The sequence below is a fragment of the Streptomyces sp. NBC_00503 genome (assembly GCF_036346895.1).
In the GTDB taxonomy this organism is placed as follows: Bacteria; Actinomycetota; Actinomycetes; order Streptomycetales; family Streptomycetaceae; genus Streptomyces.
Map to the genome: position 1 here is coordinate 1,870,623 of NZ_CP107855.1, position 24,922 is coordinate 1,895,544.

The window sequence follows — 24,922 nt, forward strand, 5'->3', positions numbered from 1 at the left end:
CGGAGCGGGCCCCGGCACGGACAAGTGCCGGGGCCCGCTCCGTCGTGGGTGTCCGGGGGCTCGGACCGCGCTCAGGCGTGCGGGGTCCAGAAGTCGAGCAGGGTGCCGACGCCGTGCTCCACGGACTTCCAGGAGCCGGCGAAGGAGACCACGGCGATCGCGGAGGTCGGGAAGCCGGAGCGGTTCATCCGGGCCAGTACGTCGCCCTCCGCGGTCCCGGCCAAGGCGTCGGCGAGGGCGTGCATGCCGGGGTTGTGGCCGATGACCAGCAGGTTGTCGACCTCGTCGGAGGTCTCGTTGAGCAGGGCGATGAGCTCGCCGAGCGAGGCCTCGTAGAGCCGTTCCTCGTACGAGGTCTTCGGCCGGTGCGGCAGCTCCTGGACGGCGAGCTTCCAGGTCTCGCGGGTCCGGGCCGCGCTGGAGCAGAGGGCCAGGTCGAAGGTGATACCGGTCTGGGCCAGCTTCTGGCCGGCCGCCGGGGCGTCGTGACGGCCGCGCTCCGCCAGGGGGCGGTCGTGGTCTGTGCCGTCCGACCATTCGGCCTTGGCGTGCCGGAGGAGGACGATCCTGCGGGGTGTGTCGGCGCTCATGGCTCCCAGCTTCGCATGAATCGAGCCAGGGGGCGCAGGGTGCTCCGGGGCTCACCCAGGGGGGTGAGGAGCGCCGGGGCGCACGGGCGACCGCCCGGTCTCCCGGGACCTGGTGCGCCGTCAGCCGACGGCGCGCAGCAGCTGGTGGGTGACCTGGACGAGCGCCGATCCGCCGCCGGAGTCGGCGTGGGCCTGGCCGGATCCGGCGAGGAGTGTGAACAGCAGGGCGAAGGCGAGGGCGGGCAGGGCGAGCGTCCACCAGTGCAGGCGGGCGTTGGCCCCGACGGCTCGGGGGGCGGGCGTGTGCGTGGGGGCCGACATGGCCGCCTCCGTGGGTGCGCGTGGGACGGGCTCGCTCTTGTTCTTCGAATCTAAGGATTCGAGCCGGCGGTTCCCATCGGGGACGCACCCCACTTCACCCTGAGCCTGACCCCCTAGGGGTTGGGGGGATAACCCCACCAACGGCCCTGCGAACGGCCCCGCGAACAGCCCCGCAACGACGTGCCAACGGCCCTGCTACCCCGGGGAGGCGATGGTCGCGATGATGGAGATGATCACGGTCACGAGGAGCATCGCGCCCAGCACGAGGCCGAGCTTCTTGTGGCCGTTCTGGGGATTGGGTTCGAGTACGGGCGACATGCCGTTCAGTCTCGCATGCCGCATTCGTCCTCGATCGTGCGGTCCCGGCCCGCCAGCAGGCCGAGCGCGATCTGCGGGACGAGCAGTGCGGCCATGACGGCCAGGGGAAGGTCCCAGCCGCCGCTGTGCTGATAGAGGGCGCCGACGAGGAGCGGTCCGGGGATGGAGATGAGGTATCCGGTGCTCTGTGCGAAGGCGGAGAGCTTGACCACCCCGGCCGGGGACTTGGCGCGCAGCCCGATCAGGGTGATGACGAGCGGGAAGGCGCAGTTGGAGACGCCGAGCAGCAGGGCCCAGGCCCACGCTCCGGCGACGGGGGCGAAGTAGAGCCCGAGGTAGCCGACGAGGCCGAAGAGGCCGAGGACGGCGGCGATGGGGCCCTGGTTCTTCATCCGGCCGGCCAGGCCGGGGATGACGAAGGCGAGCGGGACGCCCATGACCATGGTGACGGCGAGCAGGATTCCGGCGGTGGAGGCGGAGACTCCGGCGTCGCGGAAGATCTGCGGGAGCCAGCCCATGGTGATGTACGCGCCGGTGGCCTGGAGTCCGAAGTAGCAGGCGAGGGCCCAGGCGGTGCGGCTGCGCACGACGCGCGGCCCGGTGTCGGCTCCGGCGCGGCCGGAGGGGCCGTTGGGGCGGGCGGGGTCGGCTGCGGCCGCCGCCTTCTCCTTGCGGGCCGCGGCGGCGATGGCCAGCCAGGGCAGTACGGCCGCCAGGGCGAGGAAGCCCCACATCATCAGGCCGGTGCGCCAGCTGCCGCCGAGGGCTTCGGTCATGGGGACGGTCGCGGCCGCGGCGAGCGAGGTGCCGGCGGCCAGGGCCATGGAGTAGAGGCCGGTCATGGTGGCGACCCGGTCCGGGAACCAGCGCTTGACGATCACCGGCAGGAGCACGTTGGTCAGGGCTATGCCGGCCAGGGTCAGGGCGCTGGCGGCGAGGAACCCGGCGGCGTTGCTCGCGAGGGGCCGGATCAGCAGGCCCGCGGCGACGGCGGCCATGCCGGCGCAGACGACGGCGGCGGGGCCGAAGCGGCGGGAGAGCCGGGGGGCGGTGACGCCGAAGACGGCGAAGCAGAGCGCGGGTACGGAGGTGATGAGGCCGGCGACGGTGCCGCTCATGCCGAGGCCCGTGCGGGTCTCTTCGAAGAGGGCGCCGAGGCTGGTGATGGCGGGCCGCAGGTTGAGGGCGGCCAGCACGATGCCGACGAGGAGCACGGGTCCGAGCCACGCCGGCTGCGGGGCGGCGTGGAGGGCGGACGCGGCACGCGTGGCGGCGGAGGAGGAGGGGTGCGGTGAGTGCGTGCGCGCGGCCGTGGGCCGGTTCAGGGTCTGGATTTCTTCGTCGGACATTGAACCATCATAGAATCATGGGATGATTGGTTGTCCAGTCTGTTTGTTCTTCCGTGTCCGGAAAGGACCCCCGACCGCATGCCGCTGACCTCGCCCCGGCGATCCGCGCTCGTCGACCAGGTGATCGCCCAGCTCAGGAACCAGATCACCACCGGCGAATGGCCCGTCGGCTCCCGCATCCCCACCGAGCCCGAGCTCGTGGAGCTGATGGGGGTCGCCCGCAACACCGTGCGGGAGGCCGTCAGGGCCCTCGCGCACAACGGCCTCCTCGACATCCGCCAGGGCTCGGGTACCTACGTCCTGGCCACCAGCGAGCTGGCCGGGGTGATGCACCGCCGCTTCGCCGGGGCCGACCCGCGCCACATCGCGGAGCTGCGTTCGACGCTGGAGTCCTCCGCGGCCCGCCTCGCGGCGGAGCGGCGGACCGCACGGGACCTCGTACAGCTGGACGCGCTGCTCGCGCGGCGCGAGGAGGCGTGGTCGGGCGGGGACGCGGAGGTGTTCGTCGCGGCGGACGTGGCCCTGCACATGGCGGTGGTGGCGGCCTCGCACAACGACGTGCTCATCGAGCTGTACGCGGACCTCGGCGACCTGGTGGCCGACTGGCTGCGCGCCGACGTGGGCAAGGACCTCGATCCCGCCTCGCAAATGGACCACGGGCGCCTGATCGAGGCGATCCGGCGCGGGGACGGGGACACGGCCGCCTCGGAGGCGGCCGGTTATCCGTTCATCTGCCTGGGCAGGGAGGCGCGAGTCACTGCCGACGGTGGCTGACCCAGGCGGAGCGGACTTCCTTCCAGCAGCGGCCGGTGAGCTCGGCCCGGCCGGCCGGACCGACGGCGACGGCCGCGCCGTCGCCGTCCACGTCCCACCAGCGGTCGCACTCCACGTGCAGGCGGACCACATCGGTGTCGGGATAGCCGTTGTGGCAGTTCGCGACCACCTGCGAGCCGACGATCTCGGTGTCGCAGTCGGCGCCGAAGAGCTCCTTGGCGGCGGGCGGAGCGGGCTGTACGGGGGGTTCGGCGGGGATCTGGGCCAGGTCCACCACGGCGCGGTCCCCGGCGGCGGGGGCCACCGTCTCGGGGCCGGGCGCCGGATCGGTGTCCTCCGACCGGGCAACGGCCCCCGGGACCAGGAATGCGGTCAGGACCATCGAGGTGACCAGCAGCGATACCGCTCGGCTCCGCCTCGCACGCACTCCCGTACCTCCTCCCCACAGGAGCCGGGAAGATCCCGACGGGGCCAGTTTGCAGGCAAATGTCCCGATTTTCGACTCGGGAAGATCTGATCAGCCGCCGAAAATCTGATCGAACCGCCCGCGGGAACGCTGCCGGCACACCACCACGACGCCTACGGGGCCCCAGCCGCCCACAGCCCCCACAGCCGAAAACGGCGACGGCCGCGCCTCCCGGAAAGGGAGCCGCGGCCGCCGCCGTACGGATGGAACGGGTCGTGGGATCAGGCACCCATCGCGTGCAGGCCGCCGTCCACGTGGACGATCTCGCCCGTGGTCTTCGGGAACCAGTCCGACAGCAGGGCGACGACGCCCTTGCCCGTCGGCTCCGGGTCAGCCATGTCCCACTCCATCGGGGAGCGGTGGTTCCAGACGTCCGCCAGGTCCGAGAAGCCCGGGATGGACTTCGCGGCCATCGAGCCGATCGGACCGGCCGAGATCAGGTTGCAGCGGATGTTCTCCTTGCCCAGGTCACGGGCGAGGTAGCGGCTGGTGGCCTCGAGCGCGGCCTTGGCCGGGCCCATCCAGTCGTACTGCGGCCAGGCGTACTGCGCGTCGAAGGTGAGGCCGACGACGGACGCACCCTCCGCCGGGAACAGCGGCTTGCACGCCATGGTCAGCGACTTCAGCGAGAACGCCGAGACGTGCATGGCCGTGGCGACCGACTCGAACGGGGTGTTCAGGAAGTTGCCGCCGAGGGCGTCCTGAGGGGCGAAGCCGATGGAGTGGACGACGCCGTCGAGGCCGCCGAGCTCCGCGCGGACCAGGTCCGCCAGCCGGGCCAGGTGCTCGTCGTTGGTGACGTCGAGCTCGATCACCTTGGCGGGCTTGGGCAGCTTGCGTGCGATGCGCTCGGTCAGCGTCGGCCGCGGGAACGCGGTGAGGATGACCTCGGCGCCCTGCTCCTGGGCCAGCCGGGCGGTGTGGAAGGCGATGGACGACTCCATCAGCACCCCGGTGATGAGGATGCGCTTGCCGTCGAGAATTCCGCTCATGGTGATCAGTGACCCATGCCCAATCCGCCGTCAACGGGAATGACGGCTCCAGTGATGTACGCGGCGTTGTCGGACGCCAGGAAGCTCACGGCAGCCGCGATCTCCTCGGGCTGCGCGTACCGGCCCAGGGGCACCTGACCGACGATGCCCGCACGCTGCTCGTCGGTGAGCACCTTCGTCATGTCGGTGTCCACGAAGCCCGGGGCGACGACGTTGAAGGTGATGTTGCGGGAGCCCAGCTCGCGGGCGAGGGAACGGGCGAAGCCCACCAGCGCGGCCTTGGAGGCGGCGTAGTTAGCCTGGCCGGCCGAGCCGAGCAGTCCGACCACCGAGGAGATCAGGACGACGCGGCCCTTCTTGGCGCGCAGCATCCCGCGGTTCGCGCGCTTGACCACACGGAAGGTGCCGGTCAGGTTGGTGTCCACGACCGAGGAGAAGTCCTCCTCGGACATGCGCATCAGCAGCGTGTCCTTGGTGATGCCCGCGTTGGCGACCAGGACCTCCACGTTGCCGTGGGCGTCCTCGATCTCCTTGTACGCCTGGTCGACCTGGTCGGAGTCGGTGATGTCGCAGCGGACCGCCAGCACGCCCAGAGCGGTGAGCTCCGCCGGCGGCTCGCCCGACCGGTACGTGATCGCGACCTTGTCTCCGGCCTCCGCGAAGGCTCGGGCGATGGCGAGGCCGATGCCCCGGTTTCCTCCGGTGACGAGAACCGAGCGGCTCAACGGATCACCCTTTCGACTAGCGGTCTGAATACCAAAAACCTATAGGTCAGGTACCCCATACGGAGAATCGGGCTCCCACAGGGCCTTGGTACGCGCTCTGTCGAGTCCCTACAGAAAGATGTAGGCACGGCAAGCCGCCGCGCGACATGATCGTGCCAGCTGCCCCGACCCCGGGAGGACCTCCGTGCCCCATTCCATCGACGCGGCCTTCACCGCGCTGCCCTTGCGGGCGCTCGCCGACGCGGCGCTCGCCAGGGCCCGCGCGCTGGGCGCCGACCATGCCGACTTCCGCCTGGAGCGGATCCGAAGCGCCTCCTGGCGACTGCGGGACGCCAAGCCCTCCGGCGGCTCCGACACCACCGACCTCGGCTACGCGGTCCGCGTGGTGCACGGAGGCAGCTGGGGGTTCGCCTCCGGCGTGGACCTGACCATGGACGGGGCCGCCAAGGTGGCCTCGCAGGCCGTGGCCATGGCCAAGCTGTCCGCCAAGGTGATCAAGGCCGCCGGCTCCGACGAGCGGGTCGAGCTCGCCGAGGAGCCCGTGCACGCGGACAAGACCTGGATCTCCGCCTACGACGTGAACCCCTTCGTGGTGCCGGACGCGGAGAAGGCGGCGCTGCTCGCCGACTTCAGCTCCCGGCTGCTCGCGGCCGACGGGGTGGCCCACGTGGACGCCTCGCTCCTCGCGGTCCACGAGAACAAGTTCTACGCCGACACCGCGGGTACCTCCACCACGCAGCAGCGGGTCCGGATCCACCCGCAGTTCACCGCCGTCGCGGTGAACGCCGACAGCGGCGAGTTCGACTCCATGCGCACCATCGCCCCGCCCGCCGGGCGCGGCTGGGAGTACCTGACCGGCACCGGCTGGGACTGGAACGCGGAGCTGGAGCAGATCCCCGGGCTGCTCGCCGAGAAGATGCGGGCGCCGAGCGTCGAGGCCGGGCGCTACGACCTGGTCGTGGACCCGTCCAACCTGTGGCTCACCATCCACGAGTCCATCGGCCACGCCACCGAGCTGGACCGGGCACTGGGCTACGAGGCGGCGTACGCGGGCACCTCCTTCGCCACCTTCGACCAGCTGGGCAAGCTCACCTACGGCTCCCCCCTGATGAACGTGACGGGCGACCGGACCGCCGAGCACGGGCTGGCCACGATCGGGTACGACGACGAGGGCGTCGAGGCGCAGAGCTGGGACCTGGTCAAGGACGGCACCCTGGCCGGCTACCAGCTGGACCGGCGGATCGCGAAGCTCACCGGCCTCGGGCGCTCCAACGGCTGCGCCTTCGCCGACTCCCCCGGGCACGTTCCGGTGCAGCGGATGGCGAACGTCTCGCTCCAGCCGGATCCGGGCGGGCTCTCGACCGAGGACCTGATCGGCGGGGTGGAGCGCGGTATCTACGTGGTCGGCGACCGCTCCTGGTCGATCGACATGCAGCGCTACAACTTCCAGTTCACCGGGCAGCGCTTCTTCCGCATCGAGAACGGCAAGCTGGCCGGACAGCTGCGCGATGTCGCGTACCAGGCCACGACCACCGAGTTCTGGGGCTCGATGGAGAAGGTCGGCGGTCCGCAGACCTATGTGCTGGGCGGCGCCTTCAACTGCGGCAAGGCCCAGCCGGGCCAGGTGGCGGCCGTCTCGCACGGCTGCCCGTCCGCGCTGTTCCGCGACGTGAACATCTTGAACACCACGCAGGAGGCCGGACGCTGATGGCGACGAACCGAACGACCAAGCCCCACGAGATCGTCGAGCGGGCGCTGGAGCTCTCCACCGCCGACGGCTGTGTGGTCATCGCCGACGAGCAGTCGTCGGCCAACCTGCGCTGGGCGGGCAACGCCCTGACGACCAACGGGGTCACGCGCGGCCGGAACCTGACCGTCATCGCCACCGTCGACGGCAAGGAGGGCACGGCCTCGGGGGTCGTCTCGCGCTCCGCCGTCACCGCCGGGGACCTGGAGCCGCTGGTCCGGGCCGCCGAGGCCGCCGCGCGCGACGCGGCCGCCGCCGAGGACGCCCAGCCGCTGATCACGGGGACCCCGTCCTCGCCGGACTTCACCGACGCCCCGGGCGAGACCTCCTCCTCCGTCTTCGACGCCTTCGCCCCGGCCCTCGGCGAGGCCTTCGCCCGCGCCCGCGCGGGCGGCCGGGAGCTGTACGGCTTCGCCAACCACGAGCTGGTCTCCACCTACGTGGGCACCTCTACGGGGCTGCGCCTGCGCCACGACCAGCCCAACGGCACCCTGGAGCTCAACGCGAAGTCCCCGGACCGCCAGCGCTCGGCCTGGGCCGGCCGCGCGACGCGGGACTTCAAGGACGTGGACCCGACCGTGCTGGACGCGGAGCTGGCGGTACGGCTCGGCTGGGCGGAGCGGAAGATCGACCTGCCCGCCGGGCGGTACGAGACGCTGCTGCCCCCGACCGCGGTGGCCGACCTGCTGATCTACCAGATGTGGTCGGCGGCGGCCCGGGACGCGGTGGAGGGCCGGACGGTCTTCTCCAAGCCCGGCGGCGGCACCCGGCTCGGCGAGCGGCTGACCGAGCTGCCGCTGACCCTGCGCTCCGACCCGAACGCGCCGGGCCTGGAGTCGGCGCCCTTCGTGATCGCGCACAGCTCCGGCGACGACGCCTCCGTCTTCGACAACGGCCTGCCGATCCCGGCGACCGAATGGATCAGGAACGGCGAGCTGGCCCGGCTGACCACGACCCGCCACAGCGCGGGCCTGACCGACCTGCCGGTGTCCCCGTCGTTCGGAAACCTGATCCTGGACGGGGGCGGCGACAAGTCCCTGGAGGAGATGGTCGCCGAGACCGAGCGCGGGCTGCTGCTGACCTGCCTCTGGTACATCCGCGAGGTGGACCCGGCGACGCTGCTGCTCACGGGCCTGACCCGGGACGGCGTCTACCTGGTGGAGGACGGCCGGGTGGTCGGCGAGGTCAACAACTTCCGTTTCAACGAGTCCCCCGTGGACCTGCTCTCGCGGGCCTCGGAGGCCGGCCGGACCGAGAAGACCCTGCCGCGGGAGTGGAACGACTGGTTCACCAGGACGGCGATGCCGGCCCTGCGGATCCCGGACTTCAACATGAGTTCGGTCAGCAAGGGAGTTTGATCCCGAAAGGCGTCTGACGTGCGGGCCTTCCCCGCCTATGCTGGCGGGGAAGCCTCAACATTCTGTTTCATCTTTCAAGGAGACCCAGAACCGTGACGGACATCGTCGACGAACTGAAGTGGCGCGGGCTCTTCTCGCTGTCCACTGACGAAGAAGCCCTGCGCAAGGCCTTCGCGGACGGTCCCGTCACCTTCTATTGCGGTTTCGACCCGACCGCGGCCTCCCTGCACGTGGGACACCTGGTGCAGGTGCTCACCGTGCGCCGCCTCCAGCAGGCCGGACACCGGCCGCTGGCGCTGGTGGGCGGGGCCACGGGCCAGATCGGCGACCCGCGCCCGACCGCCGAGCGCACCCTGAACGATCCCGCCGTCATCTCGGAGTGGGTGAACCGGCTGCGTTCGCAGATCGAGCCGTACCTGTCCTTCGAGGGCGAGAACGCGGCGCTGATGGTGAACAACCTGGACTGGACGGCGGGCATGTCCGCCATCGAGTTCCTGCGGGACATCGGCAAGCACTTCCGGGTCAACAAGATGCTGACGAAGGACTCGGTCGCCAAGCGGCTGGAGTCCGACCAGGGCATCAGCTACACCGAGTTCAGCTACCAGCTCCTCCAGGGCATGGACTTCCTGGAGCTGTACCGGCGCTACGGCTGCACCCTGCAGCAGGGCGGCTCCGACCAGTGGGGCAACCTGACGGCCGGGCTCGACCTGATCCACAAGGTGGAGCCGGGCGCGCACGTCCACGCGATGGCGACCCCGCTGATGGTCAAGGCGGACGGCACCAAGTTCGGCAAGTCCGAGAGCGGGGCCGTCTGGCTGGACCCGGAGATGACCACCCCGTACGCGTTCTACCAGTTCTGGCTGAACGTGGACGACCGGGACATCTCCACCTACATGCGGATCCTGTCCTTCCAGACCCGTGAGGAGCTGGAGGCGCTGGAGGCGCAGACCGTCGAGCGGCCGCAGGCGCGCGCCGCCCAGCGGGCGCTCGCGGAGGAGCTGACCACGCTGGTGCACGGCGCGGACCAGTGCTCCGCCGTGATCGCGGCGTCCAAGGCGCTGTTCGGCCAGGGCGACCTGACGGAGCTGGACGAGGCCACGCTGACCGCGGCCCTGTCCGAGCTGCCGCACGCCAGGATCACCGAGCCGGGCCTGGTCGTGGACCTCCTCGCGGAGACCGGGCTGGTCGCCAGCAAGTCGGCCGGCCGCCGGACCGTGAAGGAGGGCGGGGCCTACGTGAACAACGTGAAGGTCACCGCCGAGGACGCAGTCCCGGCCAAGGAGGACCTGCTGCACGGGCGCTGGCTGGTGCTGCGCCGCGGCAAGAAGAACCTGGCCGCGGTCGAGGTGACCGGCTAGCCGGTACGAGAGCACGACGGCGGGCCCTGCCCGCCGCGCACGGCGGAGGGGCCGGTTCGGACGCACTGTCCGGCCGGCCCCTCCGTCATGGTCCGCCGGGCGGCGGACCGAGGTCACCGCACTAGGTCATCTGGCGCTTGTTGCCCCGGACCATGCTGTAGACCATGTCGCCGAGGCCGACGACCGCGACGGCTCCGGCAAGCTGCAGCAAGTGCCGGATCCAGTCGACGCCCTTGGTGTCGTGCACACCGATCCACGAGGCCACCGCGTTGCCGAGCACGGCGCCGATGATGCCGAAGACGGTGGTCAGCCAGAGCGGCTGGTGCTGCTTGCCCGGCAGGATCGCCCGGGCTATCAGGCCCAGCACAAAACCGACGATGATCGCCCACAACCAACCCATGTCGAGCCTCCTCCTGGCGCGTCGTGCGCATGTGGGCCCAGTCTCGACCCGTCCGGCGTACGGCGCATTTCGGACAGCCCCATTCGGGGGATACCCCCTCTCCCCCGGCCGTAAGGGGCGGGCGTACCGTGGGAGGGTCCGGGCCGGGGAGTGTTCGGCGGTTGATCGGGTGGTGGGTTGTGGAGCGGTCGAAGCGGAACAAGGCCGAGGTCTTCCGGATCACGGGGGCTCGGATGAGCCTCGCCGAAGACGTGCGGGGGCGTCAGCGCCGGTACGTGATCTCGATGGCCATCAGGACCCTGTCGGTCATCGCCACGGTGGTCCTGTGGAACGTGCAGCGGCCCGTGGCCATCGTGACGCTCGTCGCGGGGGCCCTGCTGCCGTACGTGGCGGTGGTCATCGCCAACGCGGGGCGCGAGTCGACGCCCTCGCTCCCCTCGCACTTCATCCCGACCCCTGTGCACCCCGCACTGGACGAGGGAAACCTCAAGAAAAGCTCAGATCAATCATGAAGTTCCAGTGCACCGCACGGGGTCCTGCGTGACATACTGCCTACGCGCTCCGCATCCCCCGTCGGAGCGACGGACCGACGCCGGGCAGCTCCCCCCGTGGCTGCTCGGCGTCGCCTTTCCGTCTTAGGGTTGAGCCGTGACTCCCCTCGACGACGCACCGCGAAACGACACATCCGGCGACCCGGCACCCACCTGTTCGGCCAAGGGCTGCCGTGACGCGGCCACCTGGGTGCTGGCGTGGAACAACCCGAAGCTGCACACCCCCGAGCGCCGCAAGACCTGGCTGGCGTGCGAGGAGCACCGCGAGCACCTCTCCCAGTTCCTGGGGGTCCGCGGCTTCCTCAAGGACGTGGTGAAGCTCGAGGAGTGGGTACAGCCAGAAGGCTCGGAGCGGCTGTAGCCGCTGCCGAGCCCTCGGGGTCCTCGTGGTCCGAAAGGAAGAGACGGACGGACTAGCCGCCGATCGCCGACATCGGGCGGTCGGGCTGCAGGAAGGACGGGTCGTCGAGACCGGACCCGGCCTTCTTGCCCCACATCGCCACCTTCCACAGGCGGGCGATCTCCTCGTCCGCGGCGCCCGAGCGCAGGGCCGCGCGCAGGTCCGACTCCTCGGTGGCGAAGAGGCAGGTGCGGATCTGGCCGTCGGCGGTCAGCCGCGTACGGTCGCAGGCGCCGCAGAACGGGCGGGTGACCGAGGCGATGACTCCGACCGTGGCCGGGCCGCCGTCCACGATCCAGCGCTCGGCCGGAGCGGTGCCGCGCTCCTCTGCGCCTTCCTCGGTGAGCGTGAAGCGGGTGCGCAGGGACTGCAGGATGTCCCCGGCGGTGATCATGCCCTCGCGCTTCCAGCCGTGCTGGGCGTCGAGCGGCATCTGCTCGATGAAGCGGAGCTCGTACTCGTTCTCCACGGCCCAGGCGAGCAGGTCGGGGGCCTCGTCCTCGTTCAGTCCGGGCATCAGCACGGCATTGACCTTGACGGGGGTGAGGCCGGCCTCGCGGGCGGCCGCCATGCCTTCAACGACGTCCTTGTGGCGGTCGCGCCGGGTGAGGGTCCTGAAGACCTCGGGCCGCAGGGTGTCCAGGGAAACGTTCACCCGGTCCAGGCCGGCGGCCTTGAGGGCCTGCGCGGTGCGCTTGAGGCCGATGCCGTTGGTGGTCAGCGACATCTTGGGGCGCGGCTCCAGGGCCGCGCACTGTTCGACGATCCCGACGAGGCCGGGGCGCAGCAGCGGCTCGCCGCCGGTGAAGCGGACGTCCGTGATGCCGAGCTGGGTGACGGCGATGCGGATCAGCCGGACGATCTCGTCGTCGCTGAGCAGATCGGACTTGCCGAGCCACTGCAGGCCTTCTTCTGGCATGCAGTAGGTACAGCGCAGGTTGCACCGGTCGGTGAGCGAGACGCGCAGGTCCGTGGCCACGCGGCCGTAGGTGTCGAGAAGCACTGTGGGCCCCCTCCCCTGTCCGGTTTGTAGAGGTTTACGCCGCTGTGGGTAGAGCGCGGTCGTTATAAATGAGCCTACGCGACCGCTGTGACATGTAGGGGTGCCCAAAGGAACGAGACGGGACGTGGCCGCGTCGTAGGGAAATACGACACGGCCACGCTGGGTGTTCGGACTAATTCGCTCGGGTGCAGCGTGTCAGTGTGCGCCGGTGCCGGTCAGTGAGCGGACTTCGAGCTCCGCGAACTTCTGCGGGTCGGCCTGCTCCTTGGAGAGGAGGGTTCCCAGCCATCCCAGCAGGAAGCCGACCGGGATCGAGATGATCCCCGGGTTCTCCAGGGGGAACCAGTAGAAGTCGGCGTCCTTGAACATCGAGGTGGGCTTTCCGGACACGACCGGGGAGAAGAGCACCAGGCCGACGGCGGTGACCAGGCCTCCGTAGATGGACCAGAGCGCCCCCTGGGTGGTGAAGCGCTTCCAGAAGAGGCTGTAGAGGATCGTCGGCAGGTTGGCGGAGGCCGCGACCGCGAAGGCGAGCGCGACCAGTCCTGCGACGTTGAGGTCCCGGGCCATGGCCCCGAGGGTGATGGCCACGGCGCCGATGACCACGGTGGACCAGCGGGCCGCCCGCATCTCTTCCTTCTCCGTGGCCTTGCCCTTGCGGATCACGTTCACGTAGATGTCGTGGGCGAAGGACGAGGAGGAGGCCAGCGTCAGGCCCGCGACGACCGCGAGGATGGTGGCGAAGGCCACCGCGGAGATCACGGCGAGCAGGACCGCGCCTCCGGTGGAGTCCGCGCCGCCGCCGATCTCCTGGGCGAGGAGCGGGGCCGCGGTGGTGCCGGCCTTGTTGGAGGCGATGATGTCGGTCCGCTTGAGCAGGGCCGCGGCGCCGAACCCGAGGACGATCGTCATCAGGTAGAAGGCGCCGATGATGCCGATGGCCCAGTTGACGGACTTGCGGGCGGCCTTGGCCGTGGGCACGGTGTAGAACCGGATCAGGATGTGCGGCAGGCCGGCGGTGCCGAGCACCAGGGCCAGGCCCAGCGAGATGAAGTCGAGCTTGGTGAGCGAGTCCTTGCCGTACTTCAGGCCCGGCTCCAGGAACTTCGCGCCCTGACCGCTGTTGTCGGCGGCCTTGCCGAGCAGGTCGGAGATGTTGAAGTTGAACTTGAGCAGCACCAGGAAGGTGATCAGCAGGGTGCCCGCGATGAGCAGCACCGCCTTGATCATCTGGACCCAGGTGGTGCCCTTCATCCCGCCGATGGTGACGTAGAGGATCATCAGGACGCCGACCAGCGAGACGATCACGATCTTGCCGAGGTCGCTGGTGATGCCGAGGAGCAGCGAGACGAGCACGCCGGCGCCGGCCATCTGGGCGAGCAGGTAGAAGATCGAGACCACGATCGTGGAGGTGCCGGCGGCGGTCCGTACGGGGCGCTGGCGCATCCGGTACGCGAGCACGTCGCCCATCGTGTAGCGGCCGGAGTTGCGCAGCGGCTCGGCGACGAGGAGCAGCGCGACCAGCCAGGCCACGAGGAAGCCGATGGAGTAGAGGAAGCCGTCGTAGCCGAAGAGCGCGATGGCTCCCGCGATGCCGAGGAAGGACGCGGCGGACATGTAGTCGCCGGAGATGGCCAGGCCGTTCTGGAAACCGGTGAACTGGCGGCCGCCCGCGTAGAAGTCGGCGGCGCCCTTGGTCTGGCGGCCGGCCCAGATCGTGATGACCAGGGTGGCCACGACGAACAGCCCGAACAGGGTGATGATCAGCGGACGGTGCTCGGTGGCTCCGGCGGCGACGGTGGTGCCGGCCGTGGCCGCGGTGCCGGCGGAGACCAGCAGGGGGGCGCTCACGCTCCGGCCTCCATCTGCGCCTTGATCGCCGAGGCCCTGGGGTCGAGCTTGGCGGCGGCGTGCCGCGAGTACAGGAAGGCGATCAGGAAGGTCGTCGCGAACTGGGCCAGGCCGAGCACGAGGGCGACGTTGATGTTGCCGAAGAGCTTGGTCCCCATGAAGCCGCCCGCGTAGTTCGAGAGCAGGACGTAGAGCAGGTACCAGGCGATGAACGCCACGGTGAGCGGAAAGGCGAAGGAGCGGTGGGCGCGGCGCAGTTCGGCGAACTCCGGGCTCTGCTGGACGCGTACGAACTCTGCGGCCGCGGGGCTCGCCGGCGGCGCTCCCGCGCTGCCCGGGGGCGGCGCTGCTTCGGTGGTCACGGGGGGCTCTCCTTGTGACGCGGGTGCGGTGGGGACGACGGACAAAACAACCTCCGTGTGGGGGGACGGTGGCGCTGATCCCCCCTGTCAACGGCACGGCCGGCGCGTCGGGGCGGTTCAACATCCTTTACTTCTTCGTGAACTGATTCCTCGAACTAATGGCGCAGAAGGGAACGAGAACGCTAGGTTCGCCTGTCATGAACCCGTCCGTCGCGACCGCGCCCGGACGGCTTTTCAAAGATGATCTGGAGAACCCATGGCTCATCTGGGATCCGGCCGCCGGCGTGCTCTCGCCGTACCGGTCGGCCTGGCGCTCACCGCCTCGCTCGCCTTCCTGCCCTCGGTCGCGGCCTCAGCCGCCCCGCTGGGCAGCACGGCGGACGCGGCCACGGCATCGCAGGCCGAGTTCACCGGCCCCAAGCTGTCGTACGTGGTGAACCTGAACACGTATGCCACGGTGCAGGCGGGCAAGAAGGCCGTCGAGCGGGCCGGCGGAACGGTGGTGACGGCCTATGAGCAGATCGGCGTCATCGTCGCGCACTCCCAGAACCCGGAGTTCGCCAAGACGCTGCGCGCCAACCGCGGCCTGTTCGCCTCGGTCGGCGCCACTCGTACGGCCCCCCTCCAGTCGGTGGCGACCACCGACGAGGGCGCGACGCAGCAGCTGAGCGCGGCGGACGCCGCCAAGGCGGCAGCGGCGGCAACGGAGGGTCAGGAGCCGCTGGAGTCCAACCAGTGGGACCTCCGGGCGATCAAGGCCGATCAGGCTCACAAGATCAACGATGGCAGCCCGGACGTCACGGTGGGCATCATCGACACGGGTGTCGACGACACTCACCCGGATCTCGCCGCGAACTTCTCCAAGGAGCAGTCGGCCAACTGCGTCGGCGGTGTCGCGGACACCACCGAGGGCGCCTGGCGCCCGTACGCGGACGGCAGCGACCACGGCACGCACGTGGCTGGCACCATCGCGGCCCCTCGCAACGGCATCGGCATCAGCGGTGTCGCGCCCGGCGTCAAGATCGCCGCGATCAAGGTGAGCGAGCCCGGCACCAGCCTCTTCTACACCGAGGCGGTCGTCTGCGGCTTCATGTTCGCCGCCGAGAAGGGGATCGAGGTGACCAACAACAGCTACTACGTCGACCCGTACCTCTTCAACTGCAAGACGGACGACGACCAGAAGGCGCTGGTGGAGGCCATCGGCCGGGCCACCAAGTACTCCGAGCGCAAGGGCACGCTCCACGTGGCCTCGGCCGGCAACTCGAACCAGGACCTGGCGGCGGACTCCCTCACGGACGACACCAGCCCGGACGACGCCACCCCGGTGCCGCGCACCATCGACCCGAAGGTCTGCCTGGACCTGCCCACCCAGCTCCCGGGTGTGGTCACGGTGTCGGCGACCGGCGACAAGGGCCTGCGGTCGTACTACTCCAGCTACGGCCTCGGAGTCGTGGACGTCGCCGCCCCCGGCGGCGACAAGTGGCAGATCCCGGCCACCCCGGACGCCAACGGCCGTGTGCTGTCCACCATCCCGGGCGGCCTCTACGGCTACAAGCAGGGCACCTCGATGGCCGGCCCGCACGTCGCCGGCGTCGCGGCGCTGCTCAAGAGCGCCCACCCGTCGGCCACGCCGGCGCAGCTCCAGGCGATGCTCAAGGCCCAGGCCACCAAGGCCGACTGCCCGACGCAGATATACAACAGCGCGGGCACCCTGATCGACGCCACCACCTGCAAGAGTGCGTGGGGCCAGACGGGCTACTACGGCTACGGCGTGGTCGACGCGCTGAAGGCCGTCAAGTAACCGGCCGATAGGTCAAACAAGCGGCTGATACGCGCAAGGGCCGGGCGGGGAGCATCCCGTCCGGCCCTTGCCGCGTTCCGGCGTCAGCCCTTGATGAGGACCTTCAGCGCGCTGCGGTCGTCCATGGCGCGGTAGCCGTCCGGGACCTCGTCCAGGGAGACGGCCCGGTCGAAGACCGGCGCCGGGTCGATCGCGCCGCTGAGCACGTCCGCCAGCAGCTCCGGGATGTACGCCCGGACCGGCGCGACGCCGCCGCGCAGGGTGATGTTGCGGTCGAACATGACACCGAGGTCGAGGCCGGTGCCGCTGCCGTGCGGGACGCCGACGTAGCCGATGGCCCCGCCGTCGCGGGTGATCTTCACGGCGGTGCGCATGGACTGCTCCGTGCCGACCGCCTCGATGACGGAGTGGGCGCCCTGGCCGCCGGTGAGCTCGCGCACGGCCGCCTCGGCGGCCTCGCCGCGCTCGGCGACGACGTCGGTGGCCCCGAAGAGCTTGGCGATGTCCGTACGGGCCGTGTGGCGGCCCAGTGCGATGATCCGCTCGGCACCCAGGCGCTTGGCGGCGAGGACCCCGCACAGGCCGACGGCGCCGTCGCCGACGACGGCGACCGTGGAGCCCTTGCGGACGCCCGCGCCCAGCGCGGCGTGGTGGCCGGTGCCCATGACGTCGGACAGCGCCAGCAGGCCGGTCAGCAGGTGGTCGTCGGAGACGGCCTCGGCGGGCAGCTTCACCAGGGTGCCGTCGGCGTGCGGGACGCGGACGGCCTCGCCCTGGCCGCCGTCGTGGCCGACCGAGCCCCAGAAGCCGCCGTGCACGCAGGAGGTGTACAGGCCCTCGGAGCAGTAGTCGCAGGTGCCGTCGGACCACATGAAGGGGGCGACGACCAGGTCGCCGGCGCGCAGGCCGGAGACGGCCGTGCCGGTCGCCTCCACGACGCCGAGGAACTCGTGGCCGATGCGCTGACCGGGCTGGCGCTTGGCCTCGCCGCGGTAGGCCCACAGGTCGCTGCCGCAGATGCAGGAACGCAGCACGCGGACGACGGCGTCCTCGGGGCGCTGGATCGCAGCGTCGGGCACCTCCTCCACGCGGATGTCGTGCGGGGCGTGGATGACGGTGGCGCGCATGGTGATGCAATCCTCCGGCTAGGGGATGGAGATAGTTCAGTCCTGTAGGACTTCTCTACCGTACGCCCGCTCGGGAGCGAGCGCTCCCGTGGCCAGCAGGTACTGGGCCGCCACGTAGGTGGCCATGATCCAGAAGTCCGCCCGGGGCGGCTGCGGCCAGTGGGCGACCCCGGTGGCGATGAGCGTGTCGGAGAGCAGGAACAGCGCCCCGCCGAGCCCCGCCCGCCACCCGAGGGCGCTGGAGCGCAACGCCATGGCGGTGAGCAGCAGGCTGTACCCGGCGACGGGGATCCGCAGATCGGCCGGCAGGTCGCTCCAGAGCAGCGTGACGGTGGAGAGCAGCGCGCCGGCGTACGCGGCCCCGAGCGCGGGGTGGGACCGGCGGCGGCCGAAGAGGACGAGGTAGCAGACGTGCCCGGCGGCGAAGGAGCCCATGCCGATCAGGAAGGCCGGGTCGGCGTCGAAGAGCAGGGCCAGGTCTCCGCCCCAGCCGCACAGCAGGGCCGCGATCAGCAGCCTCGGGGCGGGGCGGCCGGTGTCCCGGGCGGCCCGGGCCACGTAGGCCACGAGCAGCGGCATCAGCAGCGGCTTGGCGACGACGTGCCCCGGGTGCCAGCCGGCGAGGAGCGATCCGAGGTCGAGGGCGGTGGCGGCCGCGAAGGCGCCGAGCAGGAGCCGGGCGGCGGGCCCGGCGCCCGGCGTCACGACGGGGCGCGCCCAGGACGGCGTACGGGACTCGGTGGCGCTCACGCGGCGTGCTCCGAGGCCTTCGCGGGGGCGGCGGCTGCGGCGGCTGCGGCGTCGGAGGGCTGCCAGCCGGGGCCGCCGAAGACGCGTCCGGCGCGCTCGCGCCAGCTCCGGGCGGCCTTGAGGTCGCGGGCGATGGAGGCGTACTCGTGGGTGGCGACCCGCAGCGGGTTGTAGGTGCTGATGTTCTTGGTGAGGCCGAAGACGGGCTTGTCGGTCTCCCCGACCCAGGAGCCGAACATCCGGTCCCAGACGATCAGGATCCCGCCGAAGTTCCGGTCCAGGTAGCCGCCCTGGGAGGCGTGGTGGACGCGGTGGTGGGAGGGCGAGTTGAAGAGGAACTCGACGGGTCGGGGCAGCTTGTCGATGCGCTCGGTGTGGATCCAGAACTGGTAGACGAGGTTGACCGAGTAGCAGAACGCGATGGCGGCCGGGTGCACGCCCAGCGCGATCATCGGCAGGTAGAACGGCCAGGAGGTGGCGCTGGTCCAGGGCTGGCGCAGGGCGGTGGTGAGGTTGAACTTGCGGCTGCTGTGGTGGACGACGTGGCAGGCCCACAGGATCCGGATGACGTGGTGGCCGCGGTGCTGCCAGTAGTAGAAGAAGTCCTGGGCGAGCAGCATGAGCGGGACGGTCCACCACAGGACGGGGACCCGCAGCGGGGTGAGCTCGTAGACCGCCGTGTAGATCGCGAGGATCGGGATCTTCCAGAGGAAGTCGAAGACCAGGCTGCCGATTCCCATGCCGAGGCTGGTGACGGCGTCCTTGGTCTCGTACCCGGCGGCGTCCTCGTCGGGATGGATGCGGTAGCTCACGAGCTCGATGACGGTGAGCAGTACGAAGGCGGGTATGGACCACAGCACGACATCGGGCAGGTTCGGCATGTCCGCACCATAGAGGCGGGTTCGGGGACTCGGCTAGAGGTTGTTACCGATCGGTATCCATCTGCGTTACCGACGGTTCGGAGGATGATGTCCGGTCCGAGGGGGAGGGCAGGGGAATGACGGCTTTCGAGGCGGCCGCCTTAAGGGCGGCGAGTGTGGTGGCGGGGGCGCTGCCGCCCGCGGGTGAGCGCGGCAGACCGGCGTTACGCAGCTTCGCGCGCGGGCTGGCCGGCCGGCTGGCCGGGGCCTGCGAGGACCTCCCGGAGCGCGACCGGCTCGCCGCGGTGACGGCCTTGGGCGAGGCCTTCGCCGCGCTGGGCCGGGAGGAGGCACGGGCCCTCCTCGCGGCGGACGGCCCGGCGGACCCGGACGGCCCGGCGGACCCGGCGGAGGCGGCGGAGCACCGGGATCCGGCGGGCGGCACCGGCCGCACCGCGCCGCTGCCGCCCCCGCCCGGATCGGCCCTGAGCCCCAAGGCTCGGTCCGCCTACCGCGAGCTGGTCGCGGTCTGCCGCGCGCACGCCCTGGAGTACGCGGCCCAGTACACCCCGGAGCACGCGGCGGGCCCCCCGGGCTCCGCGGCCCGCACGGAGGCCGAGAACGCCTCGACCGCCTTCGAGGCGCGGTACACGCAGTACGTGGCCCAGACCCAGGGACGGGTCCAGCTCTTCGGCCTGACCTTCAGCCAGGCCCGCCAGGAATGGCCGCTGGACCTGGCCTACATCAGCCTCGCGGTCAGCGGGGCGCAGTTCCTCGAAGAGCCCGGCCTGCAGACGCCGATGAAGGCCGAACCGGCACTGGACGCCACCGAGCGGGTGCTGCTGCGCGGCCCGGCCGGATCGGGCAAGAGCACCCTCGTCCAGTGGCTGGCCCTCAACGCGGCCCGCCGCAGCTTCGGCACCCAGCTGCGGGACTGGAACTCCCTGGTCCCCTTCGTCCTGCCGCTGCGCTCCTTCAACTCCCCCACCGGACTGCCCCGGCCCCAGGACTGGCTGCACGCGACGGGCGTGCCGCTGGCGGCGCCGCCGGGCTGGGTGGAGGGGCTGCTCTCCGCGGGGCGGGCACTGGTGCTGGTCGACGGGGTCGACGAGGTGCCCCCGTGGCTGCGCAGCCGGACCAAGTCCTGGCTCCGGGCGCTGCTGGCCGCCTATCCCGCGGCCCGCTTCGTGGTCACCACCCGCCCCTCGGCCGTCCCGGAGGACTGGCTGACCGCCCAGGGGTTCTCCTCCCTCGCCCTGCTGCCGATGGAGCGCGAGGACGTCAAGGCCTTCATCACGCACTGGCACGCCTCCGCCCGGGCGCAGGTGGAGGCCGACGGCCCCGACGGAGGTCCGGGCGAGGGCCCGCAGCGGGAGCGGGAGCTGCTCGACCGGTACGAGAAGGCGCTCCTGGAGGCGGTGGGCAAGCGCCGCGACCTGGGCCGGCTCGCCACGAACCCGCTGATGTGCGCCCTGCTGTGCGCGCTGAACCGGGACCGGCGGATGCATCTGCCCCGGGCCCGCAAGGAGCTCTACGACGCCGCCCTGGACATGCTCCTGATCCGCCGCGACAGCGAGCGGGACATCTCCGGGGTCGAGGGCGTCTACCTCAGCCGGGACGAGCAGACCCTGCTGCTCCAGCGGCTCGCGTACTGGCTGATCCGCAACGGGCAGGTGGAGGCGGCGGCCGACGAGGCGATCGGGATGATCGCCGAATCCCTCGACGCGATGCCGCAGGTCAAAGCGCAGGGCAGTGCCCAGACAGTCTTCCGCCACCTGCTGATCCGCAGCGGGCTGCTCCGGGAGCCGGTGCCGGGCTCGGTGCACTTCGTCCACCGCACCTTCCAGGACTACCTCGGCGCCAAGGCGGCGGTGGAGGCACGGGACTTCGGGGTGCTGGTGCACAACGCCCACGAGGACACCTGGGACAACGTGGTCCGGATGGCGGTGGGTCACGCCCGGCCCGACGAACGCTCCTACATCCTCCGCCAGTTGCTGGCCAGGGCCGATCAGTCCGAGCGCGACCGCAGTCGGCTGGTGCTGCTCGCGGCGGCCTGTCTGGAGCATGCCCCGGAGCTGGATCCGGAGGTCTGGCGCGAAGTGGAGGCCCGTACGGCGCGGCTGCTGCCCCCGCGTTCCCCGAGCCAGGCCGAGGGGCTGGCCAAGGCGGGCGAGCTGGTGCTGGAGCTGCTGCCGGAACCGGCCGGGCTGACCGAGGGCGAGGCGGCCGCGACGATCCGTACGGCGGCGCTGGTGGGCGGCGACCGGGCGCTCCAGGTGATCGCGGGCTTCCGGACCGACGACCGCTACGAGGCGGCCCGCGAACTGTCCGACGCCTGGGGGCGGTTCCCCGTGGAGGTGTACGCGGAGACGGTGCTGGCCGATGCCCCCATGCGCGTGGCCCACCTGCACGTGCGCACCGCAGGCCAGCTGGGGGCCCTGGACGGGCTGCCGCACATCCGCCGGCTGCACGTCACCTGGGACGGCCCGGTCCCGCAGGAGATCGCACGGCGCCGGGACCTGGAGTCGCTGATCCTGCACCGCAATCCGCGGCTGGCCGACCTGTCCCCGCTGGCCGGGCACCCGACGCTGCGGCACCTGGGCGTGCTGGACTGCCCGCAGGTGAACGGGATCGAGGTGGTCGGCGAACTGGGCACGGACAGCCTCGCCTTCGGCTACCTGCAGGACGACCTGTCGCTGGCCCCGCTCGCGGGGGTGCCGGGGCTGCGCTCCCTGGTCATCGGCTTCGAACCGCGGGAGCGGCGGATCGGGGAGGTTCCGGCGGCCCCGTCGCTGACCGCGCTGCACCTGTGGCAGGGCGCCCGGCGGATGACCCTGGACGGGATCGAGCGCTGGCCGGGGGTGACGACTCTGACGGTGGCCGGGAGCGGCCAGTACCGGCAGCTGGTGCGCGCGCTGCCCGTCAGGAGCCTGGACAGCCTGCAGATCCGCCACGCCGCGCCGGTGTCGGTCGCGGCGCTGCTGCCGTACGAGCGCCTCGCCCGGCTGGTGCTGATCCGGTGCGCCCTGGAGGGATCGCTGGAGCCGCTGCGCGAGTTCGGGGCGCTGCGCCGGGTGGTGCTGAGCGAATGCCTGGGGACCGTGGACCTGTCCCCGCTGGCGGCCATGGACCGGCTGGTGATCGAGGTGCGCCGGGGCACGCACGTGACCGGGGCGGAGCGGATCCCGCCGGAGCGGCTCGTCCGCAAGGACTGAGCCGCTCCGGCGGGATCACCGCCGGGCCACCGGACCTCGTAGCCACAGGGCTACGGGGCTACGGGGCCTGCGCGCTCGGTGTCACCAGACCCGGACCGAGCCCCCTCGGGCGAAGGCCGGGCTGGTCGCGCCCGCCGGGACCTCCGTCAGGGGCTCCGCGATCTCGGAGACCAGCGGGCCGTGCTTCGCGGCCAGCGCGTCGAGGAGGCCGAGGTCGAAGCCGTACACCCGGGCCGCGTTGCCGCCGACCATGGCGGCGACCTCCTCGCGCGGCAGGCCCGCGTAGGCGATGCGCAGGCCCTCGCGGGAGAACGGGGTGGTGCCCTCGTCGTGGGGGTAGTCGCTGCCCCACATGATCTTGTCGAGGCCGATCCGCCCCCGCAGCGGGACCTCGTGGGGGCGCATGAAGCTCGCTCCCACGAAGCAGTTGTCCCGCCAGACCTCGCTCGGCCCCTTGCCCATGGACTCCGCCAGGCCCGCCCCGAACTTGGCCTCGGCGGTGGCCGAGGCCGCCACCAGGCGGCCGTGGTAGTAGTCGAGCATGTCCATCACCCCGGGGATCCAGCCGGAGCCCTGCTCCGTCAGGACCAGTTTCAGCCCGGGGTTGCGGCGGAAGGCCCCGCCGAAGATCAGGTGCCACAGGGCCCGGTGGGAGAACCAGGTGGTCTCCACCATGAAGACGGCCCGCGCGGCCGGTTCGTCGCCCAGCGGCGGCGAGGCCGAACCGCCGTGGTGGTTGACCGGGACGTCGAGCTCGTCGCAGACGGCCCAGATCGGGTCGTAGACCTGCGAGTGGAGCTCGGGGATCCCGGAGCCCGGCGGGACCCCGGGCAGCAGGACCCCTCCGGTGAGCCCGGCCTTCCTGGTGCGGCGGATCTCGCGGACCGCCTCGTCCACGTCGTTCAACAGGATCTGGACCACGCCCGCACGCCGGCCCGGGGCGTCCGCGCAGAAGTCGGCCAGCCACCGGTTGTGGGCCTGGAGCCCCGCCCAGCGCAGGGCGAACTCCGAGGGGGTCGGGGGCTGGGCCATCAGCGAGGACTTCGGGAAGAACGGCGGGATGGTGTTCGGGAAGAGGACTTCCGCGACGATCCCGTCGGCCTCCAGCTCGGCGAGCCGGCGCTGGGAGTTCCAGTTGGCGTCCGCCGTGTCCGCGAGGAGGTCCTCGTACGGGTTGACGTAGGTGGCGGCCCAGGCGTCGAACTCCTCGTGGTAGCGCCTCTCCAGGTACGGCTTGTAGTCCAGCAGGTCGGCGCCCGCGTGGCAGTCCGCCGAGATGACCGTGTAGCGGTCCTCGCGCTCCTCGCCCGGGGTCATCCGTTCACCCCCAGCACCGGGAAGTCGTTCTCCGTCAGCCAGTGCCGGCCCACGTCGCGCGAGCGCGCCCAGGAGGCTTCGACGGCCGCCTGGTCCTGACTCTGGCCCAGCTCGGCCGGGGTGGGCCCGATCCGGCGGGCGATCGGCGCCAGCTTCTCGGTGTCGAAGCCGAAGACCTCGGCCGCCGCGAGGCCGAGCATCCGGCGGGTCTCGCCGACGGGGATGTCGTGGAAGGTGTTCTTCAGCCAGTTCCGGGTGGCGGGCCAGGTCCCCTCGGGGTGCGGGAAGTCCGAGCCCCACAGGATGTTGTCCACGCCGATCTCGTAGCGCTGGGCGAGCTCGCGCCGCTTGGTGTTGGTGGCGCAGATGAACACCTGGCGGTCCAGGTACTCGCTCGGCGGCCGCTTCAGCTCCTCGAAGGGCGAGAGCTTCTTGCCGCCGTGCGCGCCGAGGTAGAGCCGGTCCATGAACCACAGCTGGTTCGGCAGCCACCAGCAGCCCGACTCGGCGACGCCGAACTTCAGCCCCGGGTGCCGCTCGAAGACCCCGGACCAGAGCAGGAACCAGAGCGGGCGCGAGGGCCACCAGGTGACCTCGGAGACGAAGATGCCCAGATGGTCCCCGTACTCGTGGCGCGGCGAGGATCCCGAGTGGGTGACGATCGGCATCTGCGTCTCGGCGGCCGCCGCCCACACCGGGTCGTAACGGCGGTCGTGGTAGGGCGCCTTGTCCACCCACATCGCGGGGATCATCAGGGCGCCGAGCCCGGACGCCTTGGCCCGGTGGATCTCGGCGACGACCTTGTCGGGCTCCCCGGTGATGGGGAGCAGCGCGACCCCGCAGTGGCGTTCGGGGTTCTCGGAGACGAATTCGGCGAGCCAGCGGTTGTGCGCCTGGGCGCCCGCCATGCCGAGCTCGGGGTCCTGGTCGCCGGAGAGCCCGAGGCCGACCCCGAAGGGGGCGGCGGTCTGGCTGTCCACGGCGTCGGCGTCGGGGAAGACGACTTCGGCGGCCACGCCGTCGCCGTCGAGTTCCTTCAGCCGCTGGGCGACGTCCCAGCCGCCCCTGAGGCCTTCCTCGTGGTCGTGGAACCACTTCTCGGCGAAGGCCTCGTTGCGCACGCCCAGCTTGGTGGCCTCGGCGCGGCGGGCGTCGCGCTGGCCGAGGAACTCGTCGAACTGGGGGTGGAACGCGCTGTCCAGGTAGGGGCGGTACTGCTCGGTGGGCAGCCCCGCGTGACAGTCGGAGGAGATGATCAGATACGGATCTTCGTACGTACTCACTGCA

24 protein-coding genes are annotated in these 24,922 nt (G+C 71.3%); 8 read left to right on the top strand and 16 right to left on the bottom strand.

Annotated elements, in window-relative coordinates:
• Nucleotides 1-71 precede the first annotated feature (71 nt).
• The 4 genes from OG490_RS08720 to OG490_RS08735 form a co-directional block, all read right to left on the bottom strand.
• Nucleotides 72-590, bottom strand: coding sequence for a SixA phosphatase family protein (locus tag OG490_RS08720; RefSeq protein ID WP_330295701.1), 519 nt, complete (start codon nt 588-590; stop codon nt 72-74).
• A 120-nt stretch (nt 591-710) separates the two neighbouring features.
• The gene (locus tag OG490_RS08725; protein ID WP_330295702.1) at nt 711-911 is read right to left on the bottom strand and encodes a hypothetical protein; all 201 of its coding nucleotides are present in this window, start codon (nt 909-911) and stop codon (nt 711-713) included.
• 195 nt (nt 912-1,106) lie between these two features.
• Nucleotides 1,107-1,229, bottom strand: a complete 123-nt coding sequence (locus OG490_RS08730) for an SGM_5486 family transporter-associated protein (RefSeq protein ID WP_330295703.1) — start codon at nt 1,227-1,229, stop codon at nt 1,107-1,109.
• A 5-nt stretch (nt 1,230-1,234) separates the two neighbouring features.
• A complete protein-coding gene (locus OG490_RS08735; RefSeq protein WP_330295704.1) occupies nt 1,235-2,578 on the bottom strand; it encodes a CynX/NimT family MFS transporter in 1,344 nt (447 codons plus the stop codon).
• A 78-nt stretch (nt 2,579-2,656) separates the two neighbouring features.
• Here OG490_RS08735 and OG490_RS08740 point away from each other — a divergent pair, with 78 nt between their 5' ends.
• On the top strand, nt 2,657-3,352 hold the full coding sequence (locus OG490_RS08740) for a FadR/GntR family transcriptional regulator (RefSeq protein ID WP_330295705.1): 696 nt from the start codon (nt 2,657-2,659) through the stop codon (nt 3,350-3,352).
• Here the strand turns inward: OG490_RS08740 and OG490_RS08745 are convergent.
• From OG490_RS08745 to fabG, 3 genes are all read right to left on the bottom strand, one after another.
• The gene (locus tag OG490_RS08745) at nt 3,333-3,779 is read right to left on the bottom strand and encodes a hypothetical protein (protein WP_330295706.1); all 447 of its coding nucleotides are present in this window, start codon (nt 3,777-3,779) and stop codon (nt 3,333-3,335) included. The two genes, OG490_RS08740 and OG490_RS08745, sit on opposite strands and share 20 nt — an antisense overlap.
• A 260-nt stretch (nt 3,780-4,039) precedes the next feature.
• Entirely contained in the window at nt 4,040-4,810 is a 771-nt protein-coding gene (gene fabI, locus OG490_RS08750; RefSeq protein ID WP_330295707.1) for an enoyl-ACP reductase FabI, read from the bottom strand.
• 5 nt (nt 4,811-4,815) lie between these two features.
• Complete coding sequence (fabG, locus tag OG490_RS08755) at nt 4,816-5,535, bottom strand: 3-oxoacyl-[acyl-carrier-protein] reductase (RefSeq protein WP_330295708.1); 720 nt, start codon at nt 5,533-5,535, stop codon at nt 4,816-4,818.
• A 184-nt stretch (nt 5,536-5,719) separates the two neighbouring features.
• Here fabG and OG490_RS08760 point away from each other — a divergent pair, with 184 nt between their 5' ends.
• The 3 genes from OG490_RS08760 to tyrS all read left to right on the top strand — a co-directional run bounded on the left by OG490_RS08760 (nt 5,720) and on the right by tyrS (nt 9,998).
• On the top strand, nt 5,720-7,243 hold the full coding sequence (locus OG490_RS08760; RefSeq protein ID WP_330295709.1) for a TldD/PmbA family protein: 1,524 nt from the start codon (nt 5,720-5,722) through the stop codon (nt 7,241-7,243).
• On the top strand, nt 7,243-8,640 hold the full coding sequence (locus OG490_RS08765) for a metallopeptidase TldD-related protein (RefSeq protein ID WP_330295710.1): 1,398 nt from the start codon (nt 7,243-7,245) through the stop codon (nt 8,638-8,640). Before OG490_RS08760 ends, OG490_RS08765 begins: the two co-directional genes overlap by 1 nt.
• A gap of 92 nt (nt 8,641-8,732) precedes the next feature.
• On the top strand, nt 8,733-9,998 hold the full coding sequence (gene tyrS / locus OG490_RS08770) for a tyrosine--tRNA ligase (protein ID WP_330295711.1): 1,266 nt from the start codon (nt 8,733-8,735) through the stop codon (nt 9,996-9,998).
• 121 nt (nt 9,999-10,119) lie between these two features.
• Here tyrS and OG490_RS08775 read toward each other — a convergent pair whose 3' ends face one another.
• Entirely contained in the window at nt 10,120-10,398 is a 279-nt protein-coding gene (locus tag OG490_RS08775; protein ID WP_330295712.1) for a GlsB/YeaQ/YmgE family stress response membrane protein, read from the bottom strand.
• 179 nt (nt 10,399-10,577) lie between these two features.
• On the opposite strand from OG490_RS08775, the gene OG490_RS08780 reads away from it, so the two are divergent.
• Nucleotides 10,578-10,910 (top strand): DUF3099 domain-containing protein, encoded by a 333-nt coding sequence (locus OG490_RS08780; RefSeq protein ID WP_330295713.1) that lies wholly within the window; start codon nt 10,578-10,580, stop codon nt 10,908-10,910.
• Between the two features lie 136 nt (nt 10,911-11,046).
• Nucleotides 11,047-11,310, top strand: coding sequence for a hypothetical protein (locus tag OG490_RS08785; RefSeq protein WP_330295714.1), 264 nt, complete (start codon nt 11,047-11,049; stop codon nt 11,308-11,310).
• A gap of 52 nt (nt 11,311-11,362) precedes the next feature.
• Here OG490_RS08785 and moaA read toward each other — a convergent pair whose 3' ends face one another.
• The 3 genes from moaA to OG490_RS08800 form a co-directional block, all read right to left on the bottom strand.
• Nucleotides 11,363-12,352 (bottom strand): GTP 3',8-cyclase MoaA, encoded by a 990-nt coding sequence (gene moaA / locus OG490_RS08790; RefSeq protein ID WP_330295715.1) that lies wholly within the window; start codon nt 12,350-12,352, stop codon nt 11,363-11,365.
• 195 nt (nt 12,353-12,547) lie between these two features.
• Nucleotides 12,548-14,188, bottom strand: coding sequence for a solute symporter family protein (locus OG490_RS08795; protein WP_330300843.1), 1,641 nt, complete (start codon nt 14,186-14,188; stop codon nt 12,548-12,550).
• A gap of 11 nt (nt 14,189-14,199) precedes the next feature.
• On the bottom strand, nt 14,200-14,565 hold the full coding sequence (locus OG490_RS08800) for a DUF485 domain-containing protein (RefSeq protein ID WP_330295716.1): 366 nt from the start codon (nt 14,563-14,565) through the stop codon (nt 14,200-14,202).
• Nucleotides 14,566-14,821: 256 nt separating this feature from the next.
• Between OG490_RS08800 and OG490_RS08805 the strand changes: the two genes are divergently transcribed.
• A complete protein-coding gene (locus OG490_RS08805) occupies nt 14,822-16,366 on the top strand; it encodes a S8 family serine peptidase (RefSeq protein ID WP_330295717.1) in 1,545 nt (514 codons plus the stop codon).
• Between the two features lie 83 nt (nt 16,367-16,449).
• Here OG490_RS08805 and OG490_RS08810 read toward each other — a convergent pair whose 3' ends face one another.
• The 3 genes from OG490_RS08810 to OG490_RS08820 are packed head-to-tail and all read right to left on the bottom strand — an operon-like array spanning nt 16,450 to nt 19,124.
• Nucleotides 16,450-17,493 carry a zinc-dependent alcohol dehydrogenase family protein gene (locus OG490_RS08810; protein ID WP_330295718.1) on the bottom strand — a complete coding sequence of 348 codons (1,044 nt, stop codon included), beginning with the start codon at nt 17,491-17,493 and terminating at the stop codon, nt 16,450-16,452.
• Nucleotides 17,494-17,529: 36 nt separating this feature from the next.
• Nucleotides 17,530-18,243 carry a lysoplasmalogenase gene (locus tag OG490_RS08815; RefSeq protein ID WP_443065771.1) on the bottom strand — a complete coding sequence of 238 codons (714 nt, stop codon included), beginning with the start codon at nt 18,241-18,243 and terminating at the stop codon, nt 17,530-17,532.
• Nucleotides 18,240-19,124 (bottom strand): sterol desaturase family protein, encoded by an 885-nt coding sequence (locus OG490_RS08820; protein ID WP_330295719.1) that lies wholly within the window; start codon nt 19,122-19,124, stop codon nt 18,240-18,242. Before OG490_RS08820 ends, OG490_RS08815 begins: the two co-directional genes overlap by 4 nt.
• 116 nt (nt 19,125-19,240) lie before the next feature.
• Between OG490_RS08820 and OG490_RS08825 the strand changes: the two genes are divergently transcribed.
• The gene (locus OG490_RS08825) at nt 19,241-22,318 is read left to right on the top strand and encodes an NACHT domain-containing protein (protein WP_330295720.1); all 3,078 of its coding nucleotides are present in this window, start codon (nt 19,241-19,243) and stop codon (nt 22,316-22,318) included.
• Between the two features lie 81 nt (nt 22,319-22,399).
• Here the strand turns inward: OG490_RS08825 and OG490_RS08830 are convergent, their stop codons facing one another.
• Nucleotides 22,400-23,635, bottom strand: a complete 1,236-nt coding sequence (locus OG490_RS08830) for an amidohydrolase family protein (RefSeq protein WP_330295721.1) — start codon at nt 23,633-23,635, stop codon at nt 22,400-22,402.
• Complete coding sequence (locus OG490_RS08835) at nt 23,632-24,918, bottom strand: amidohydrolase family protein (RefSeq protein WP_330295722.1); 1,287 nt, start codon at nt 24,916-24,918, stop codon at nt 23,632-23,634. The genes OG490_RS08830 and OG490_RS08835 overlap by 4 nt, the downstream gene beginning before the upstream one ends.
• Nucleotides 24,919-24,922: the final 4 nt, after the last annotated feature.